The sequence below is a fragment of the Azoarcus indigens genome, assembly GCF_004361735.1.
GTDB lineage: Bacteria > Pseudomonadota > Gammaproteobacteria > Burkholderiales > Rhodocyclaceae > Azoarcus > Azoarcus indigens.
Map to the genome: position 1 here is coordinate 1 of NZ_SNVV01000002.1, position 20,756 is coordinate 20,756.

A 20,756-nucleotide genomic window follows, 5' to 3' on the forward strand; every position below is an offset into this window, starting at 1 on the left:
AACCCACCACAGATGCCGGATATACGACTGCAGGTGATTCAACCCGGAAAGTCAAAAACACGATCTGTCTTGATTCATGGGGGAGGCCATATATGAATGGTTAGGTGGCTACCACTCGCCATTCGCTGGCGGACGAAGCACCGTCTTGAGGTGCGCAAAGTACTTGGGGTCTTCATTCGCGAATATTTCTTTGCCTGCACCCATATAGGCGCGGGCAAGCTCATCGTTTGCCCGATCTATATTGCCAAGCTCAAACTGTGACTGGCCAAGGCGAAGGTGAATAAACGGATTGCCGATTGCTCCTGGGCAATGCATGGCGTCATTTAGCGCGGCGCTAGCGTGTTCGTAGTTCTTCGAATTGAAGTTTGCGTCGCCAATAGCTGCAAGAAGCCACGTACTAGCCTCCCAGTCAGTCTTCGGGTCTGGCACGAGTTCGAGCGCTTGCAGGTACCTCTCTACGGCCTCGCGGAAGCGGCCGTTGTCCGCAAGGTCGTCGCCCTCCTTGGAGAGTTGAGTGATTCGTTCGTAAACCGCGTCCGATAATTCCATTTCTTGAGCTCGAAGAAGATGGGGAGTGAGCGTTGCGACGGCGAACGCCACAACCAGAAGTAGTTTTCGAAAATGTTCCATAGCCACCTAACGTTCTCGATAAGCCGCGCCGCCACAACGGCACGAAAAGGCTCCAGCGCTTACCGGCGTCGGCTTCATTGAGTTGTTGGGCATTTATCACTCCACTGATTCGAGTTCTGATCCCTGATAACGCGTGCTCTTCCCATGCAGAATGTAACCGTAGGCTCCTTCTTTGAAATGCCAGCTCAGGGACTTTAGGGACGCAGTATGAAAAGAGTGCTTGCTCCCGGCCCTGACAGCCAGTTTTTGACCCACGCTGAAGAGCGGAGCATACGGCAGTTTCTTTGCCGAGAAGGGAACAACCCGCACCGGCCCTGATTGATGCGCGAGAACGAGGTAATCGCCATCTTGATCTACGCACTCTGCAACACATCCGCCCGCCCACTCGACCGGAAAATTACCTGCACTTCCGGGATGCGGATGCCCTTGCCCTGCGTCAAAGTTCCATATGCAGGATACCCAACTACCTCGGAGCTCATCAGGCATGTTCATCTTCCCTTAACCTATGACGCCCAACGTGTTTTAGCCCGCAAACCCGCGGGCTCATCTTTAAGCTTGCGGTATAACCCAGCCAGCCCCGCGAGCGTAAGGCCTTGGTATATAGATGGTTTTATCCATTCCCGAATTTATACACAGCGCTAAATCTGGAGTGAAACCCGGCAAGTGAGCATCGCCGGGTTGGCGCGCCCAGAGCCTCCATGCTGAACGGATGGAGTGTAACAGCGGCCGACGGTCCTGTTTCCGCACGGCAGATGGGTGCTCCGCTGTCCGGATGACGACTCACCTTCGTCACCAACCCTGTCAATATACTTAACAACAATTATCATTAAGTTGAACTTTCGCGTTCCGCTCGGTCTGATGGCGGCCTTTGAGCTTCCGCTTCCCGCACAACGTTGGAGACACCTTGATGAAAGCCGTGCAACTGTTCCGTCGCGCCACGCTGGGCGCCGTCTGCGTCAGTGCCTTCTTCTCCGGAGCGGCCGTGGCCGAGGAGATCAACCTTTACACCACCCGCGAGCCGGGGCTGGTTCAGCCGTTGTTGCAGGCTTACACCGCGAAGACCGGGGTGAAGGTGAATACGGTGTTCATGAAGGATGGGCTGCCGGAGCGGGTGGCCAGCGAGGGGGCGCGGTCGCCGGCGGATGTGTTGATGGCGGTGGATGTGAATGCGTTGGTGGACATGACCGAGAAGGGCGTGACCCAGCCGGTGAAGTCCGCCGCGCTGGAGGCGGCGGTGCCGGCGAATCTGCGCGACCCGGCGGGCAACTGGTTTGCGCTGTCTATGCGTGCGCGCACGCTGTACGAGGTGAAGGGCGGGCCTTCGAGCTTCACCTACGAGGAACTGGCGGAGCCGAAGTACAAGGGCAAGGTCTGCCTGCGCTCCGGCCAGCATCCCTACAACACCGCGTTGATCGCCCACCTGATCGCGCGTGACGGCGAGGCGGCGGCGGAGAACTGGCTGCGCGGCGTGAAGGCCAACCTGGCGCGCAAGGCGGGCGGCGGCGACCGCGAGGTGGCGCGCGACATCATGGGCGGGCTGTGCGACTTCGGCCTCGCCAATTCCTATTACGTCGGCCTGATGCGCAGTGGCGCGGGCGGGCCGGAGCAGCAGAAGTGGGGCGAGGCCATCGACGTGGTGCTGCCCACCTTCAAGAATGGCGGCACCCACGTGAATGTGTCCGGCGCCGCCGTTGCCAAGCACGCGCCCAACAAGGAGCAGGCGGTGAAGCTGCTGGAGTTCCTGGTGTCCGACGAGGCCCAGGCCATCTACGCCAAGGCCAACTTCGAGTACCCGGTGAAGCAGGGCGCGGCGGTCGATCCCATCATCGGCAAGATCGGCACGCTGAAGGTGGATGCGCTGCCGCTGGTGGAGATCGCCAAGCATCGCAAGGCGGCCAGCCTGCTGGTGGACAAGGTTGGCTTCGACAACTGAGGCGCTGGCCACGGCGGGGCAAGCCGCCGTGGCCCGTGAAAGCGTGGTGCCCTCGCGGCGCGGCGTTTTTTTCTTCCGTGCCGGCGGTGCGGGCGCCGGCTGGCTGCTGATTTGCGCGCTGGTGGCGGCGCTGGTGCTGCTGCCGATGCTGTCGTTGGCTGGCCACGCGCTGCAGGGCTCCGGTGAGCTGTGGCCGCATCTGCTGGCCTATGTGTTGCCGCAGGCGCTGCGCGACAGCCTGGTCCTGCTTGCCGGCGTGGGCGTGCTGGTGGTGCTGGTGGGCAGCGGCACCGCCTGGCTGGTCACCGGCTACGATTTTCCCGGCCGCCGGGTGCTGGGCTGGGCGCTGCTGCTGCCGCTGGCGGTGCCGACCTACATCGTCGCCTTCGCCTACCTGGACTTGTGGCACCCGGTGGGCGCGCTGCAGACCGGCCTGCGCGAGCTGCTGGGCTACAGCAACCCGCGGGATTTCCGCCTGCCGGACATCCGCTCCATGTGGGGCTGCGTCCTGCTGCTGGGTTTCGTGCTCTATCCCTACGTCTATCTGCCGGCGCGGGCGCTGTTCCAGATGCAGGCCAGCGGGCTGATAGACGCCTCGCGCACCCTGGGCGCCGGCCCCTTCCGCTGCTTTTTCGGCGTTGCGCTGCCGCTGGCGCGGCCGGCCATCGCGGTGGGTGCCAGCCTGGCGCTGATGGAGGCGCTGAATGACATCGGCGCCGCCGAATTCCTCGGCGTGCGCACCTTCACCGTCTCCATCTATTCGACCTGGGTGAATCGCTCCAGCCTCGCTGGCGCGGCGCAGATCGCGCTGGTGATGCTGGCGGTGGTGCTGTCGCTGATCGCGCTGGAGCGTTGGGCGCGGCGGCGCCAGCGCTACGCCGCCGGCGCCCGGCAGGCGGCCCGGCTGGCGCCGCGGCGGCTGTCCGCCGGAAGCGGCCTGCTGGTGATGGCGGTGTGTGCGCTGCCGGTGTTGCTGGGTTTCCTGGTGCCGGCGGGCTACCTGGTGGTGGAGGCGGCCAGGCGCTTTCGCTACGCCGGGCTGGAGCAGACCATCCTGCGCGAAACCTTCAACACCGTGCTGATCTCCGCCATCGCCACGCTGGCGGCCACTGCGCTGGCCTTCCTGCTGGCCTACACCCTGCGGCTGGCGCGCACGCCCTTTGCCAACGCGCTGGTGCGCTGCGCCAGCCTGGGATACGCCGTACCCGGCACGGTGCTGGCCATCGGTCTGCTGGCGCCGCTGGCGTGGTTCGATGCCCTCATCGACTCCGCTTCGACCCGCCTCTTCGGTCTTTCCACCGGCCTGTTGCTGTCCGGCTCCGGCGCGGCGCTGGCCTATGCCTATGTGGCGCGCTTCCTGGCGGTGGGCAGCGGTGGCATCGAGGCCGGCTTCAGCAAGATTCCGCATTCCATGGACGATGCCGCGCGCTCGCTGGGCGCCAGCGCCGGCCGGGTGGCGTGGCGGGTGCATCTGCCGCTGGGCTGGCCGGCGATTGCGGCGGCCATGCTGCTCATCTTCGTCGACTGCATGAAGGAACTGCCGGCCACGCTGCTGCTGCGGCCGCTCAACTTCGAAACCCTGGCCACCCACCTCTATGGCGAGGCCGCCCGCGGCACCTACGAGAGCGGCGCCATCGCTGCGCTGCTCATCGTGCTCGCCGGGCTGCTGCCCATCGTGCTGCTGGCGCGGGTGGGGCAGGGCAGCGCCACCGCGCCTCAGGCCGGCGCCGCGGCGGCGGTGCCCTCGGTATGAGACTCTCCCGATGAACATGCCCGATCTTCCTTTCAGCGCTCGTCCGTCTTCCGCCACCGCACGCGCCGGCGATGGCTACCGGCTTGCCGCCGACGGCCTGTGGCACAGCTTCGGCGATGCCGGCGTGCTGCGCGACGTCTCGCTCAGCCTCGCGCCCGGCGAAATCCTCTGCCTGGTGGGCCCCTCCGGCTGCGGCAAGAGCACCCTGCTGCGGCTGCTGGCCGGGCTGGAGCAGGTGCAGCGCGGCAGCATCGCCCTGGATGGCGAGGTGATCGCCGACGCTCGCCGTCATGTGCTGCCGGAGAAGCGTGGCGTGGGCATGGTGTTCCAGGATTTCGCCCTGTTTCCCCACCTCAGCCTGGTGGACAACGTCGCCTTCGGGCTCGCCGGCCGGCCGGCGGCGCAGCGCCGCGCGCGGGCGCTGGAGATGCTGGCGCGGGTCGGCCTGGCCGAGCGCGCGCAGGACGCGCCGCATGCGCTGTCCGGCGGCCAGCAGCAGCGCGTCGCCCTGGCCCGCGCGCTGGCGCCGCAACCACGGCTGATGCTGCTGGACGAGCCCTTCTCCAATCTGGACGTGCGCCTGCGCCACCACCTGCGCGCCGAAACCCGGCATTTGTTGAAGGAGGGCGGCGTCGCCAGCGTGATGGTGACCCACGACCCGGACGAGGCGATGTTCATGGCCGACCGCATCGCCCTGATGCGCGCCGGCCGCATCCTGCAGGCCGGCTCGCCGGCGGAACTGTACCGCCAGCCGGCCACGCCCTTCGCCGCTGAGTTCTTCGGCGAGGTGAATCGCTACCGCGGCAGCGTGCGCGGCGGCCGGGTGGCCACGCCGCTGGGCGAGATCGCCGCGCCCGGCCTGGCGGAAGGCGCCCCGGCCGAAGTGCTGCTGCGGCCGGAGGCCATCCATCCGCTTGCGGCCGGCGCACCTGGCGGGTTTGTCGCCGAGGTGGTGGAGGCCCACATGCTGGGCGCCTACTCCCAGCTGACGCTGGCCTTGCCGGATGGAAGGGGCGGCACGGTGTGCTGGCAGGCGCAGATGCCCAGCGCGGCTTGCCCGGCGGCGAGCGGCCATCTCCCCGTGGGGCTGTATCCGGACGGGGTGTTCGTGTTTCCGCCGGAGGCGGAGGCCTGAGCCGCAAGGGGGGCTGCGAGGCCCCAGGCTTGGGCGGATTTCGCGGGCCGGGGCGGGTGAGCCTCAGGAAGGCGCGCGTGCGGCTTCATCCCCGGTAAACAAGCGTGGCACCCAGTGCAGGAAGGCGACCATGCCGAACAGCTCCACCAGCGACTGGAACACGATCACCACCACCGCCGCCTCGTAGCCGGCCGGCAGCGCCAGGGCCAGCGGCAGCACGACGAAGGAATTGCGGGTGCCGAAGCCGAAGGCCAGCGTGCGCCGCCGCGTGGCCGGCAGGCTGAAGGCGCGGCCGATCACGGCGGCGGCCAGCAGCGCCAGCGCCAGATAGGCGAGGAACACCGGCAGCACCACCGGCAGCAGCGGCAGGGCGCTGCGCACCGCGCCCACCTGGGCCGCCGCGATCAACAGCAGCACCAGCGCCAGCAGTGGCACCGGGAACCAGGCGAGGCGATCGCGCAGTGCCGCACCCGTCGGCCGCGCCTGCGCCCAGCGTTCGGTGAAGGCCGCCAGCGCCAGCGGCGCCACGATCAACAGCAGCGCGGTCGCCGGCACCGCGCTTCCGCCCAGCGCGGCGGCTGTCTCGCCAGCCAGCATCAGCCACAGGTAGAAGGGCAGCAGCATCAACTGCAGCAGCAGGTTGGCCGGCGTGATGGCGATGGCGCGGCTGGCGTCGCCGCGGCCGAGCTGGGTGAAAGTGATGAACCAGTCGGTGCAGGGCATCAGCAGCACCAGCAGCACGCCCAGCCGCAGCGCCGGTTCCGGGGGCAGCCACTGGGCCAGCGCCCAGGCCGCCAGCGGCATCAGCACGAAGTTGCCGAGCAGGGCGGCGGCGGTGAAGCGGTGGTCGCGGAAGGCAGCCGGCAGTTCCAGCAGCGGCACCTGCACGAAGGTGGCGTACAGCAGCACGGCCAGCACCGGCCAGAGCAGGGATTCGAAGCCGCCCGCGGCGGCAGGGAAAACACTGCCGAGGGCGAGGCCGGCGGCGATGGCCAGCAGGTAGAGCCAGACTTGCCGGCGTTCGAGGGTGAGGCGCTGCAGGGACATGTTCTTTTCGTGCGCGAGCCGCGGGTGTGCGGCCTGCAGCGTGTTGGGGGAAGGCCGAATCTAGGGACTATGCGGCGCTGCGGCAAGCGGAGCGCGACGGGGTGGGCCGGTGAAGGCGCTTTTCCGGTTTCTCGAGTATCGGGCGACGCAGGCCGGTTGCCGGGGAAAGAGGAAAGAACCGAGTGCCGCCATTCGGGGCCGGGATCATCGCTGGCCTCGAAAGCGGGCATGGTCGCAGCCACGCGCCCCTTTCCTTTTGCGGGAGAGGCTTGAGCAGAGGGGCCTGCAAAGGACGCCCGTGTGAAGGTTCCCTGGGTTTCTCCTTCTCCCCTCGCGGGAGAGGGGGAGAGGGGGTGCCCCCTCAGGGGCGGCTGGGCGTGGGCTCCGAAGGCCCCGCTCCCTTCCCCCCGATTCCCCTCCCTGGGGAGGGAGAGAAGACTGCGGCGCTTGTGAGTCCGGGTCAGCGTTGCGCCAGGGTTTCGGGGCACGGGCAGGCGGGCTGCCGGCGTGGCCGCGCACTGGAGCGCGGGTGTGGCCGGCGTGCTGACCTGGCCGCCGGATTCCTCGATGTCCGCCAGCAGGCGCTGCTGCATGAGGTTGAAGGCTGGCGGTCGTGCGCACTTCCACCGGGCCGGTGATGGCCAAACGGCGGGCCGTCATCTTCGAGGTGCGTGCACAAGCGGCTGACGCGGATGTCAATGGCGCGGTCGAAGGGGCTGCGCTCCTTGCCCTAGACACGATCCACCGGGAGGTCGCGCGACAGGGTGCGGTTGGGGGCAGCACGGTGTGCAGCACCCGGTGGTCCGAGCCGCCGGGGCCTATCACCGGGCCGGCGGGCAGGTGCAGCTGGCGGAGTGGGTGCCGAGCCGCCAGCCGGCGAAGCGCGGAATGGGGGGCTGTCCAGCTCGCCGCTCACCGGCATGCTGCGCGCCCGCCGCAGGATGACCTTGATGCGCGATGGCAGTTCGCGCGGGTCGAAGGGCTTGGGCAGGCAGTCGTCCGCGCCCATCCCGAGGCCGACGATGCGGTCCAGCAGCGCGCCGCGGGCGCTCAGCATGATGGCCGGCCGTTGCTGCGCACCCGCAGGTCGCGGCAAGGGTGAGGCCGTCTTCGCCGGGCAGCATCAGATCGAGCACAATGAGGTCGATGCGGCAGCCTTCGGCGATGCGCATCACTTCCTCGCCGTTGGTGGCGGTGTGGGTGTGGTGTCCGGCGGCGCCGAGGTAGTCGGACAGCAGCTCGCGGATCGCGGGATCGTCGCCCACGACGGGGATGTGGTCGGGCGTGGACAGGGGCGGTTTCTTACCGGCTCGCTGGCGCGCCTGTGTCAAGCGGGTTTGTAATGGATTTGTTTTGAGCCGCGGGGGACGCCGCCCTCATTGCGCCGGCGGCATGCCCAGCGCCTCGCGGGCGCGCTGTTTGGCGGCGATGTAGTCGCCGTGCTTGAGGTAGAGCAGGTCGGCGATCTTGCGCAGCAGGTGCTGCTCGTGGTGGCTGAGGTGGCCATCGGCGAAGGCCACCCGCCACAGGTATTCGACGATGCGCACCTTCTCGGCGGCGTCGTAGCCCTTGTTGAGCTGGGAGGTGAAGGCGTAGAAATCCGGCGCCTCGCTGGCCTTCTCGCCGGCCAGCTCCAGCAGGCGTTCGAGTTCGTCGTCGCTGAGGCCGAACTGCTCGCGCAGCACCGCCACGGTGGTCTCGCGCTCGGCGCGGTCTATGGTGGCGTCGGTGCGCATCACCTCGATCAGCAGCACTGCGGTGGCCAGTTGCAGGGTGTGCTCGGAGGGGCCGCCCTGGTCGCGGGCAGGCGTTTCGGTGAGGCTGGCGAAGAGTTCCTTGAGGTTGCGTAGCATCGTTTTCCGTTGGGGGCTGTGGGGGAGGAGGCGCCGGCGGGGAAGGGCCGGCGGCGTTCGATAGACCGCGCCACCCCGGCGTGAGGTTCCCGGCGCGGCTCAGTGCGCGGCCGGCGCGGCCAGCGGCAGCCGCAGGGTGAAGGTGGTGCCGGCGCCGGGCTGGCTTTCCAGGGTGATGCTGCCGCCCAGCCGGCCGACGATGCGCTTCACCAGGTACAGCCCCAGCCCGGCGCCGGCGGTGCCGCCGGCGTTGCGGCCGCGCACGAACTTGAGGAAGACGTTGGCCTGCTCAGCTTCCGGGATGCCGGGGCCGGCATCGGTGACGCTGATCTCCACCGTGCTGTCGCCATTGGCGATGCGCAGGCCCACCTTGGCGCCGGCCGGTGAATACTTGAGGGCGTTGGTGACTAGGTTGTCCACCACGATGCGCAGGTAGCTGCGGTCGCTGGTGAGGGTTTCCGGCGCGCCGGCGAGTTCCACCTCCACCCGCTCGCGCTGCGGGTCGATGGCGTCCAGCGAGTCGGCGACGAAGCGGTCCACCGGGAAGGTGCTGGGCTGCAGCTCGCGCTCCTCCATCAGGATGCGTTCGTTGCTGAGGAAGCGTTCGATGAGGTCGGCCATGCGGTCGGAGGCGGCCTGGATCTTGTCCACCCGGCGCAGGTTGTCCGGCGAGAGGTTAGCCTGGGTGCCGCGCAGCATGTAGCTGCTGGCGTCGATGATGGCGAGCGGGGTGCGGAACTCGTGCGACACCATCATCAGGAACTCATGCTGTTCCTCGCGCGCCTGGCGCTCCACCTGCAGCGCGGTTTCCACCCGGTTCTTGCTCTCGCGCAGCGCCTGCTCGGTAGCCAGGCGGTGGGCGATTTCCTCGTTCAGCTCGCGGGTGCGCACCCGCACCCGGCGCTCCAGCGTCGCCTCCGCCGACAGCGCCGCCTCCAGCGCTGCGCGCTGCGCTTCCCTGTGTTCCACCTGGAGGTCGTGGAAGCGCTTGGCGAAGCCGATGCTGAGCAGCAGCAGGTGGATGGCGGCGCCGACGATGTAGCCATGCTCCAACAGCGGATGGCTGGGCAGCAGGCCGAGGTTCATCAGCAGGCGGCCGTAGATGGCGCCGTAGAGGATGGCGAAGGCGAAGAGATAGAGCCCGGCCATCGGTACCCGCCGCACCGCCAGCCGCACCGCCGCGCTCAGCATGAAGGTGATGCTGAGCACCGCGCCGGCCTGTATCACCGGCATGACCCGGCCGAACTCGCCGAGGGCGAAGCCAATGCAGCCCAGCGCCGCCGCGGTCCAGGAGCTGTACTCGTAGATGCGCGCGGCATTGGGGAAGTAGTTGCGCATGTTGAGCAGACGCACGCCGAAGGAGGCGCCGGCGGCGAGCGAGAGGGCGATGGAGATGCCCAGCAGGGCGTCGCCGGTGTCCGCCAGGTCTACCCGGAAGAAGGGGGTGGACAGCCCCAGGCTGTGGATCACCGAATACGCGCTGGGCAGCGCATAAGCCAGGTACCAGCCGATGGCCGGGTTGCGGGTGTAATACCAGACGAAGCTGGCGGCCAGGCACAGCGCCAGCGCGATGCCGACGAAGGTGCCCAGCAGGCCGGAGATGGTGCTGCTGGAGTCCAGCAGCGCCAGCGGCTCCCATAGCCGCAGATGCACCGCCAGCGAATTGCGCGAGGCCAGCCGCAGGTAGAGCGTGGGTGGCGCACCGTCGAGCAGGCCGTCTTCCAGTTCGATCTGGAACACCGGGTTGCGCAGGCGGTAGGGATATTCATCCGCCGGCACGTTCTCGCCCCGGCGCAGCTCGCGGAAGCCGCCTTCCGCCAGCGGCAGGTAGAGGCGGGCGTCGTCCACCAGCGGGAAATCCACCTCCAGCAGCAGCAGCCGGGGCAGTTCCTCTATGCCGTCCAGGCGCAGGCGCAGCCACACCGCGTCCGGGATGTAGCCAAGGTTGAAGGTGGGCGAGGTGGGGCGCAGCGCGGCAGGCTGGCGCGCCACTTCCTCCACGCTGAGTTGGCCGGTGGGGTCACGCAGGATCTCGATATGCCCGTCCAGCGGGATCTGCCCGGCGCGTTCCCCCGGCGCCGCGAGGCTGGCGCCGCCGGGCAGGGTGGCGAGCAGGCAGAACAGCATCAGGAAACGGAGCAGGGCGGAGGGCATCGTCGGTGGAGGGCGGGGTGCGCGACGGTGGTAGGGGACGAAAGAAGACGGGGAAAAGGAGCCGGGAAGGACGCCGAAGGCGCGCGGTGGCCGGGCGGAATGGCCGTCCGTCGCCGCAGGGCAGGTATTATCGGCCGAGAAACCACGATTACTACAAGGAAGACACCTGCCCATGGCTTTGCTTGCGCTGCTGGAGGACGAAACCGATCTCCGTGAAGAGCTCGAGGCCCATTTGTCCGCTTCCGGCCACACCGTGCTCACTGCCGGCTCCATTGCCGACTTCGAGCTGGCGGCTGCCGGCGCCCGGCTGGACATCGCGATCATCGATCGCGGGCTGCCCGACGGCGACGGCATTGCCGTGGCCGAATCCCTGCGCCGCAACTCGCCCACCACCGGCATCATCCTGCTCACCGCCCGCGGCTCGGTGGACGACAAGATCGCCGGCCTGCAGGGCGGAGCGGACCACTACCTGGTGAAGCCGGTGAAGCTGCCGGAACTGAGCGCCCACGTGGCTGCGCTGCTGCGCCGCCTGCCGGCCGGCTGGCGGCTGGTGGCGCACGAATGTTGCCTGTACGCGCCGGACAACGCCAAGCTGGTGCTCTCCAACCGCGAATTCGATTTCCTCGCGCTGCTCGCCCGCGGCGGCAGCCGTGTGGTGACCCGCCGCGAAGTGGTGGAAGCCTTCGGCGAGGACTGGTTCTCCTACGACCTGCGCCGCCTCGACACCCTGGTGAGCCGCCTGCGCCGCCGCTGCCGCGAGGAGGCCGGCCACGAACTGCCCATCCGCACCGAGCACGGCCGCGGCTATCTCACCGCCGAACTCATCGAAAGCGTTTGAAGGCGGATCTCCCCCTCCCACTTTGTTTACGTTGCTGCTCGATTTAGCACGCCTCATGTAAGGAGTTGACAGCTTTTCGCCCCGACCCGCTTCCTACAATCGCCCACCGTTTGTTAACAATCTCCTGAATCCTGCCTCTTGCCCGGCGGATCGGGAAAGGGCGAGAGGTTCGTTGTGAAGCAAAAGTCGAGGAGTGTGGGATGTCGCCTGGGTGTGCTGGCTGCGGCGCTCGGTAGCCTGGGAGCTGGCCTGGCGCAGGCGCAAACGACGCTGACGCCCGGCGCGATCATGGAAACGGTGCCCAAGGAGGCGCCGCAGATTCCCCAGCCGCGACGCGATGCGCCGGTGCAGGTGACGCCGGCCGAAGGCGCCCGCAACCTCGATCCGAACGCGCCGCGCTTCGCGGTGAACAGCTTCAGGATCACCGGCAACTCCGCCATCGACGCCGCCGAACTCCAGGGCGTGATCGCCGAGCGCGTCGGCAAGTCCTACAACCTCTTCGAACTGCAGAAGGTGGCCGACGAACTGACCGCCTACTACCGCCAGCGCGGCTACCCGGTCGCCCGCGCGGTGCTGCCGGCGCAGAAGGTGGAAGGCGGCGCGGTGACCATAGAGATCATCGAAGGCCGTGCCGATTCGGTCACCTTCGAAGGCAACGAAACCTACAGCGAATCCCTGCTGCAACGCTGGGCCGCGCCGCTGATCGGCAAGCCGGTGAAGCTGGACGCGGTGGAAGAGCGCATGCTCGCCATCGACGACCTGCCGGGCGTGAGCGCCTCCGCGGTGCTCACCCAGGGCGCCCTCTACGGCGGCACCAACCTGGCGGTGCAGGTGGACGACAAGCCGGTGGAAGGCCAGGTCAGCCTGAACAACTACGGCCGCAAGGAAGTGGGCGAGGGCCGTATCGACGCCAACCTGGCGCTGAACAACCCCTTCGGCATCGGCGACCAGATCGGCGTGCGCACCAGCTACTCCGACGGCGGCCTGCTGCGCCTGTACGGCGCCAGCTACAGCCTGCCGCTGAACATCTACGGCACCCGCCTGGCGCTCAGCTACACCACGGTGGATTACCGCATCGGCGGCGATCTGCGCGACCTCGACCTCAACGGCAAGAGCGAGATCGCCTCCGCCACCGTGCTGCACCCCTTCCTGCGCAGCCAGCGCGAGAACCTGTTCGGCACCGTGGCGGTACGCAGCTTCTCCGGCCGCCAATACACCGACGACCTGCGCCTGTCCGACAGCGAAGTCACCGTGCTGGAACTGGGCGTGGCCTGGAACCGCATCCACGACGACTTCAGCTACTCCGCCGCCAGCATGCGGGTGAGCAGCAACTTCCGCGACAGCGACAAGGGCACCCGCAACGACGCCCACAAATTCAAGATCGAGGGCGAGGCCACCCACCTGATGCCCCTCGCCACCAACTGGGACTTGAAGCTGACCGGGGCCGGCTTGTGGTCGCCGGATGCGCTGATCGACGCCGAGAAGTTCAGCCTCGGCGGCCCGACCTCGGTGCGCGGCTACCCGGCCGCCGACGTGCTCGGCGACCGCGGCATCTTCGGCAGCGTGGAAGCGCGCTACCGGGTGAGCCTGGGCACCGCCCCCGGCTTCGTCTCCGCCTTCGTCGATGGCGGCCGCACCGCGCGCAAGTACGCCGCCGCCGGCACTGCCGAAGCCCGCAACCTCGCCAGCGTCGGCGTCGGCTTCACCATCCAGCCGAGCGAGCATTTCAACGCCCAGATCATGGCCGCCGTGCCCGTCACGTCGACCGACCCGGGTGACGACCGCAACTACGGTCGTCTCTGGGTGAGCCTCAACGGCGCGTTCTGACGCGCGCACGACCGCAAGGAATTCCGCAATGAGCACAAACATGCAAAAAGAAACCCACCCGGCCGTCCGCGTCTTTCGCCTGAACCCGGTGACCCAGGCCCTGGCCGGCGTCGCCGCCGCCATCCCGGCGCTTGCCTTCGCGCAGATGCCCACCGGCGGCAACGTCGTCTCCGGCGGTGCCACCATCACCGCGCCGGACGCCAACCATACCGTCATCCAGCAGACGACCGGCAAGGCCATCATCAACTGGGACAGCTTCTCCATCGGCCAGAACGGCTACGTGCAGTTCATCCAGCCGGGCAGCAGCGCCATCGCGCTGAACCGGGTGGTGGGCGCCGATCCGTCCTCCATCCTGGGCAACCTGTCCGCCAACGGCCAGGTCTTCCTGGTGAACCCCAACGGCATTTTCTTCGGCGCTGGCGCGGTGGTTAACGTGGCCGGCATCGTTGCCACCACGCTGAATATCAGCGACGCCGACTTCCTCGCCGGCAACTACCGCTTCGTCAAGGGCGGCACCGATGCCAAAGTAGTCAACGCCGGCACCATCAACGCCGGCAACGGCGGCTACGTGGTACTGGCCGGCGACTATGTCTCCAACGCCAGCGGCGGCGTGGTCGATGCCCAGCTGGGCACCGCACTGCTGGCCTCCGGCAACGCGCTGACGCTGGAGCTGGAAGGCAACAGCCTGGTGCGCTACGCGGTGGATGAAGCCACCGTGGCCCACCTCGCCGGCGTGGACAACGCCGGCAGCATCCTCGCCAACGGCGGCCGGGTGATCATGACCGCCAAGGTGGCGGGCGACCTCGCCTCCATGGTGGTGAACAACACCGGCCTGGTGCAGGCCCAGAGCACCGTCGAGCGCGACGGCATCGTCTACTTGGTGGGCGAGGGCGGCAGCGTGGCCAACGCCGGCAAGGTGGACGTCTCCGCCCAGGCCGGCGCCAAGGGCGGCCATGTAGACATCGTGGCCGATGGCGACATCGTGCATGCCGCCGGCAGCGTGATCGACATCAGCGGCGCCGCCACCGGCAACTCCAGCGCCGGCAGCGTCTACACCTGGGCCGACGGCACCAACCGTTTCAACAGTGGCGCGACCATCGTCGGCAAGGGCGGTGCGGAAGGCGGCAATGGCGGCTTCGTCGAGCTGTCCGGCAACAAGGTGGTCTACCGCGGCCTGCTGGATCTGACCGCGGTGGCGGGCACCGCCGGCTGGCTGCTGGTCGATCCGACCGAGATCACTATCAAGAGCGGCAGCGGCACCGGCGACGCTGCAACCTTCTACGAAACCGACCTGGAGTCCGCGCTGGCGGGCACCAGCAACGTGGTGCTGCAGGCCAGCAACACCGGCGCCGGCAACACCGCCTCCATCACCATGGAAGCGCTGAGCGACGGCGAACTCACCGGCACCGGCACCGCTGGCCTGACGCTGGCGGTGAATGCGCAGAACGGCGCCACCGGCAGCATCACCTTCCAGAACAAGAGCGACACCATCAACATCGGCGGCGACCTGGTGCTGTCCGTCACCGATGGCAACGCCGTGGGCGCGGGCGCTGGCGTCGGCACCATCGACGTCGGCAATCTGACGTCGAAGAGCAACATCGACCTCACCGCCGGCAGCATCGCCACCCGCAACCTGACCGTCGCCAACAGCGCGGCGAACGGCAGCAACGCTGCCTACGCGATCAACGCCGACGCCACCACCGGCGACCTGACGGTGGATGGCGACGTTTCCCTGATCGTCAGCAATACATCCGCCGCGGGCGTCAAGACCTCGGTGGACCTGCAGGCCGCCGGCGCGGTGAACATCACCGGCAACCTGGTTTCCAGCGCCACCGGCGTGGGCTACTACCACTACAACTACACGACCCCGGGCAGCGCGGCCACCAGCTACTACAGCACCTATGCCGACCGCAGCGATCCCTGGACCCTGGTCGACCAGGGCGATCACAAGATCGAGAGCTCCCTCAACGTGGCGGCGGGCGGTAACCTGAGCGTCGGCGGCACCACCACGGTGACGGCCACCGACAACAACACCGCTTTCACCGGCGGCAACGCAGGCGGCTACTTCCAGACCGCGACCTCGACCACGCACAACTTCTGGCGCCCGACGGCGGCCACCGCCACCGCCAACGTGACCGCCGGCGGCGACGTCAGCCTGGGTGGCCTGACCACGGTGAAGGCCGACGGCTACGCCACCGCCTCCTACGGCGAGGTCGAGTCCTGGAACGACATGGTGTTGCAGTACAACTACACCACGCGCACCCAGACCGTCTCCACCGGTTGCAACCCCACTTGCACTTCTTACGACACCACGATCAACAACGTAAAAGGTTCTGCGACCGGGCAGTACGTATGGAGCTTCAATTACAACGATCCTCCGCTGAACGCCAGCTACTCGCCGTATCCCAATAACCAGACCGACAGCCATGGCGACAGTGCCTCCACCCAGCTCGGCTACAGCGGGCAGACGGGCGTTACCGCGTCGCTGAATGTGAACGCGGGCGGCAGCGTCACCACCAACGGCCTGGACGTCGCCATCGTCAATCGCTCCAGCACCGGCTCCACCTCGTACTCCGACGCCAACTGGGGCCACCAGGACTCCAGCAACGTCGGCGCGACCGTCAGCGGCGCGCGCGAGGTCAATTACAGCGACAGCTTCAGCAGGAGCTGGGCCGCCGCCCGTTCCACCGCCACCACCACCATCAGCTCCGGCGACAACCAGGCGGTGACGCTGAACGGCAACAGCAACACCTCCGCCAGCTTCACCGAGTTCACTCCGCTGAACACCGCGCTGGCCGGCGCCACCATGACCGTCACTGCCGGCCAGAACGGCGGCAACAGCGGTAGCGGCAACATCAACGTCAACGGCAACGTGACGGTGAGCGGCGGCGACAGCACCAATCCGGTGGCGCTCACCCTGACCAGTCTGGACGGCAACGTCGTGCAGGCCCCCGGTACCAGCATCACGGTGAACAACAGCTACACCGCCGGCGATGCCGATGCCACGCTGGAAGCCTCCGCCGGCAGCCTGCTGCTGCAGAGCATCAGCGTCGCCGCCGGCCACAATGCACAGCTCACCGGTACCGCGCTGGACGACATCACCGTGGCCGGCACGCTGACCGCCCATGAAGCCGCCGGCACCAACAACTCGCTGAGCCGCATTGCACTGCAGACGACCGATGGCGACATCACGCTGGAAGACGCGGTGCGCTCCGAGTCGGCTGTGTCCGCGGTGATCGATGTCGATGCGGGGCGTGACCTCACCGTCAACGGCGCGACCAGCGCGGTGGCGGACGGCGCCGGCAACACCAGCGACTGGTCCAGCACCAACGCCTCCATCACCTTCGCCAGCGGCGGCGACATGACCATCAACGGCACCACCACCGTGGATGTGGATGCCGCCAGCTACGGGCATCTCGGCCCCTACTACCCGTACTACAACTACCCCTACACCACCATCACCAGTGGCGTCATCCAGATGTCGAGCGGCGGCGACCTCCTGCTGAACAACACGGTGACGGCGACGGCGAACAGCGTCGGCTACAACGGCACCTCCAACGGCGCCTACACCGGCAACGCCACCACCAGCATCACCATCAGCAGCGACGGCAACCTCACCGTCAACGACGTCATCAGCGCCACCTCCGGCAGCACCAGCAACGCGACCGCTGTCGGTGGCGACAATTTCGGCAGCACCAGCGCCTCCGTCCAGCTCTCCAGCGACGGCGCCACCGAGATCAACGCGGTGGTCCGCAGCGATGCGACCAGCATCACCAACCAGGCCAGCGCCACCACCGTGGTGGGCGGCGGCAACCTGCTGACGCTGAATGAAGACGTGCTGGCGACCGGCGTGTCCGCCGCCACCGTCACGCTGAACAGCACCAATGCCGGCGGCGAGATCGTGCAACTCGCCGGCAAGACGGCGCGCGCCCAGGCTGCCTCCGCGACCGCCAACGTGAACACCGCGGCGACCGGCTCGGTGGATCTGCGCAGCGTGCAGGCGCTGGGCGGCACCAGTGCCAACCTGGCGATGAACGTGGGCTCCGGCACGGTGGACGTCCTCACCAGCACCGCCTCCGCGGGCACCGCCACTGCCACGCTGACCACCCAGGACGCCGATGGCACGCTGACCCTGGCCGATTCCCTGACGGTGACCGGCAACAGGACTACCGCCGGCGAAAGCGCCGCGCTGGTGGTGAATGCTGCCGGTGGTCTGGATGCCTCCAGCGCCGTCATCGCCGTCAGCAACAATTCGACCACGGCGAGCACCGCCGCCCGGGCCCAGATCACGGCCGGCGGCTCTGTGACCCTGGACGACATCACGGTGACGACCGCGGGCGCCACCGGCTCCGGCTCCACCGCCGGCCTCATCCTGAGCGCCGGCGATGCCACGGTGACCGACTTCACCGTCAGCTCCGACCATGGCGCGGCCTCGGCCAGCTTCACCACCACCAGTGGCGATCTGACGCTGAATGGCATCGGCCGCGTCTACGGCAACGGCGTGGGTACCTTCGCCGGGCTGTCCGCCAGCGTGGCCGGCGACCTCGACACCTCCGCGGCTTCCCTGGAGGTGCGTAACCAGAGCACGCTGTCGTCCGCCCATGCGAACGCAACGCTGGCCGCCACCGGCACCGCAACCATCAGCGACCTCAGCGTTAGCAGTGACGGCACGAACGGCGCCGTCACCGTCAACCTGTCCGGCGCGGATGGACTGACGGTGAGCGGCGAAGTGACCGCCACCTCGCTCGCCACCGGCGGCACCGCCACCGTCTCCCTCGGCTCCGCCGACGGCAGCGTGAACGTGCTCGCGGATGCACTGGTGCTGGCCAACAGCCACGGCTTTGCTTCCCTGTCCAGCGGCTCGGCCACGGGCGGCGTGCTCGATGGCGTGCTGTGGGCGAACTCGACCAACAACGGCGCCCTGCTCTCGGTCGAAGCGGATGGCGGCACGCTTTCGCAGGGCGCGGCCGGCGCGCTGCGCGCCGAAAGCGCCACCGTTAGCCTGCTGGAGGTGCACGCCGGCGACAGCGTGCTCGATCTGAATGGCACGCTCCGGGCGGTGGCCGCCAGCGGCTCCGCCACGCTGGACCTGATCGGCGCTTCCGGCAGCGTGGGCGGCTTCGAAGTCAGCAGCGCTTCCGGCACTGCTTCCGCCTTCATCAGCGGCAACAATGCCGCCGGCACGCTGGTGCTGGATGGTTCCGGCACGGTGAGCGGCAACAGCGCCAGCAGCACCGGCGCCCTGCTGTCGATCGCCACCGTGGGCGCGCTCGACGCCAGCGCCGCCACGCTGAACGTCGCCAACACCGGCACCAGCAATGGTGCGGGTGTGAGCATGGCGGTGGATGCGAATGGCAACGTCGCGCTGGGGCAGGTGGATCTGGCTGCCGCTGGCGCCAACGGCCTCGCCGAGCTCACGGTCATCAGCAACGCCGGCAACGTCAGCTTCGTCGATGAAGTCAATGTCACCGGTAACGGTACCGCCAGCAACACGGTGGTAGAAGTCACCGCCGCCGGCAACCTGCTGGTTGGCAACGGCGCCGGGATCAGCGCCAGCGCGCCCACCGGCAATGCTTCGGTGACGCTGGCCGCCGGTGGCAACGCCACCATCAATGGCGATGTAGAGGCGAATGCCCTCGCCAGCGCGGAGGTAAGCATCACTGGCACCACGGGGGTGGCGCAGGGCGCCGCCAGCAGCATCGTCGCCGACGGCGACATCGGCTCTGTGACCCTCAGCGGTGCCGGTGTGCAGGTTGCCGGCCTGGTCAAGGCGGCGGCACTGTCGGGCAGCGCCGAGGTGACTCTGGTGCCGCAGGGCGGCGACATCACGGTCGCCCAGGGTGGCCAGCTGCTCGCCACTTCTTCCACCGGCGGTGCATTCGTGACGCTGGACGATGCCAACCGGCTGACGCTCAACGGCGCGGTGCAAGCCTCCTCGCAAGGCTCCCAGGCCAAGGTCAGCATCGACGACATCGTCACTTCGCTCACCCAAGGCGCCAACGGCACCATCGGCGTTACCGGCCGGAGTGCCGAACTCATCATCGATGGCAGCGGCACTCTCGCCGGCATCGACCTGGGCGGCTCCCAGACGCTGCTGGCCACGCAGTACGACGCGACGCTGAACGTTACTGGCGGACAGGTTCGTGTGGCCAACTTCGACGTCCGCAGCCTGGGCGCCTCCGCCCGTGTCTCGGCGCTGGCGTCCAATGGCCTGGTGTTCAACGGGACTGGCGTGGTGATTGCCCAGGGGCAGGAGGGCGCGATTCGCGGCGTCGCCTACACCGGCAATGTCGATACCCGTAGCGCCAACCTCAGCGCGACCAACAGCGGCACCGGCGCGGCTGAAGTCGGGTTCGGCGCAGTGGCTGGTTCCGTGCTGCTGGGTAATGCCGCAGCGCTTGCCGGCAGCGGTACTGCCGCGCTGAGCATGGCTGCCCAGTCCGGAATCGAAGTCAGCGGCAATGTCCTGGCCCGCGCCAACGGCGGCAACTCCCATGTCCAACTCATCACCATCGGCGAAACCGCCCACATCAAGGTGGCCTCCGGCGCCACGGTTGTGGCGGAAAGCCTGGGCAGCAACGCGGGTGACGCGGACATCTACATGAAGGCGGGCGACTGCTGCAAGGCGCAGGTCCAACTGGACGGCAATGTCACTGCCAGCACCGCTGGCAACGGCGACGCCACCCTGGCTGCCTATGCCGGCAGGATCGCGGTGAACGGCGTTACCACCGCCCACTCCGTCGGCGGCAGCGCCGGCATCGGCCTCGCCACCGCGGGCGACCTCATCGTCACCGGCAAGCTCGTGTCCAAGGCCGACTCGGCCAACGAGGAAGCCCACATCGTGCTGGTCTCCGACAAGCTCAACTACAGCGGCACCGCCGAGCTGTCGCAGGGCAACGGCCGCGTGCAGCTGGCGCCGTTCAGCACCAATAAGATCATCGGGGTGAACTCCGCCCGCGACCACGACGCCATCATCGGGGTGAACTACACCACCGGCACGCTGAACAAGTTCGCCGGCTACGGCGCCGAGATCCGCATCGGCGGCAGCTTCGACCGCAGCAACTGGGCGAACGGCTCCGACTGGTGCATCCCGGACATGGCGAACTGGACCGATGTGACCCAGCACACCGCCGACATCCACGTCGCCGGTTCCAGCAACATCGTGCTGGCCAGCACCGCCATGGTGTTCGACACCACCGGCATCACCTACTACCACGACCAGGGTATGAGCCCGTGGAGCGTGCCGAACGGCCGCACCGCGATCTACGTGCCGCGTGCGGAGAAGGTGAGCATCGACCGCTACGTGGATCGCACCGACAACTCGCTGCATACCGTCAGCAGGGCGCCGGACACCACGCTGGCGCTCGTCACCACCGGCATCCCGCCGGAAGGCACCACGCCGCTGGGCGGCAACTTGTTCCTCGCGGGCGACGGTGTGAACATGGGCGTCTATGGCGGCGCTGCCGGTGCCGGCCAGAACGGCGCGGGCAGTGGTAGCGGCGCGAACGGTGGCGGTGAGCAGGGTGGTGGCGCCAACGCGGACGACGACGAGAACCGTCGCAACCGCGGCCAGAACTGAGCGTCGG

Annotated in this window: 11 protein-coding genes and 1 pseudogene; 6 read left to right on the forward strand and 6 right to left on the reverse strand. The window is 68.0% G+C overall.

Annotation, left to right across the window (positions count from 1 at the left end):
* Positions 1 to 108: 108 nt before the first annotated feature.
* Positions 109 to 636, reverse strand: a complete 528-nt coding sequence (locus C7389_RS02910) for a tetratricopeptide repeat protein (protein WP_211168490.1) — start codon at positions 634 to 636, stop codon at positions 109 to 111.
* A 901-nt stretch (positions 637 to 1,537) separates the two neighbouring features.
* Here C7389_RS02910 and C7389_RS02915 point away from each other — a divergent pair.
* From C7389_RS02915 to C7389_RS02925, 3 genes are read left to right on the forward strand one after another with little or no spacing between them, the layout of a single operon-like run.
* Positions 1,538 to 2,563 (forward strand): extracellular solute-binding protein, encoded by a 1,026-nt coding sequence (locus C7389_RS02915; RefSeq protein ID WP_133588223.1) that lies wholly within the window; start codon positions 1,538 to 1,540, stop codon positions 2,561 to 2,563.
* A gap of 28 nt (positions 2,564 to 2,591) precedes the next feature.
* Complete coding sequence (locus C7389_RS02920) at positions 2,592 to 4,316, forward strand: ABC transporter permease (RefSeq protein WP_211168491.1); 1,725 nt, start codon at positions 2,592 to 2,594, stop codon at positions 4,314 to 4,316.
* Between the two features lie 10 nt (positions 4,317 to 4,326).
* Positions 4,327 to 5,451: an ABC transporter ATP-binding protein gene (locus C7389_RS02925; protein WP_211168492.1), complete on the forward strand. Its 1,125-nt coding sequence runs from the start codon at positions 4,327 to 4,329 to the stop codon at positions 5,449 to 5,451.
* Between the two features lie 63 nt (positions 5,452 to 5,514).
* Here C7389_RS02925 and C7389_RS02930 read toward each other — a convergent pair whose 3' ends face one another.
* The 5 genes and pseudogenes from C7389_RS02930 to C7389_RS02945 all read right to left on the reverse strand — a co-directional run bounded on the left by C7389_RS02930 (position 5,515) and on the right by C7389_RS02945 (position 10,505).
* Complete coding sequence (locus C7389_RS02930; protein WP_133588227.1) at positions 5,515 to 6,498, reverse strand: arsenic resistance protein; 984 nt, start codon at positions 6,496 to 6,498, stop codon at positions 5,515 to 5,517.
* A 730-nt stretch (positions 6,499 to 7,228) separates the two neighbouring features.
* Entirely contained in the window at positions 7,229 to 7,555 is a 327-nt protein-coding gene (locus C7389_RS25290) for a response regulator (protein ID WP_246034602.1), read from the reverse strand.
* A 94-nt stretch (positions 7,556 to 7,649) separates the two neighbouring features.
* Positions 7,650 to 7,763 (reverse strand): annotated as a pseudogene (locus C7389_RS25835) (hypothetical protein); the annotation flags it as partial.
* Positions 7,764 to 7,874: 111 nt separating this feature from the next.
* On the reverse strand, positions 7,875 to 8,351 hold the full coding sequence (locus C7389_RS02940; protein ID WP_133588228.1) for a tellurite resistance TerB family protein: 477 nt from the start codon (positions 8,349 to 8,351) through the stop codon (positions 7,875 to 7,877).
* Positions 8,352 to 8,450: 99 nt separating this feature from the next.
* The gene (locus C7389_RS02945; RefSeq protein ID WP_211168494.1) at positions 8,451 to 10,505 is read right to left on the reverse strand and encodes a sensor histidine kinase; all 2,055 of its coding nucleotides are present in this window, start codon (positions 10,503 to 10,505) and stop codon (positions 8,451 to 8,453) included.
* A gap of 172 nt (positions 10,506 to 10,677) precedes the next feature.
* Here C7389_RS02945 and C7389_RS02950 point away from each other — a divergent pair, with 172 nt between their 5' ends.
* The 3 genes from C7389_RS02950 (at position 10,678) to C7389_RS02960 (ending at position 20,749) form a co-directional block, all read left to right on the forward strand.
* On the forward strand, positions 10,678 to 11,343 hold the full coding sequence (locus C7389_RS02950) for a response regulator transcription factor (protein ID WP_168977688.1): 666 nt from the start codon (positions 10,678 to 10,680) through the stop codon (positions 11,341 to 11,343).
* A gap of 288 nt (positions 11,344 to 11,631) precedes the next feature.
* Positions 11,632 to 13,170, forward strand: a complete 1,539-nt coding sequence (locus C7389_RS02955) for a ShlB/FhaC/HecB family hemolysin secretion/activation protein (protein WP_133588230.1) — start codon at positions 11,632 to 11,634, stop codon at positions 13,168 to 13,170.
* Between the two features lie 28 nt (positions 13,171 to 13,198).
* Positions 13,199 to 20,749: a two-partner secretion domain-containing protein gene (locus tag C7389_RS02960; RefSeq protein ID WP_133588232.1), complete on the forward strand. Its 7,551-nt coding sequence runs from the start codon at positions 13,199 to 13,201 to the stop codon at positions 20,747 to 20,749.
* Positions 20,750 to 20,756: the final 7 nt, after the last annotated feature.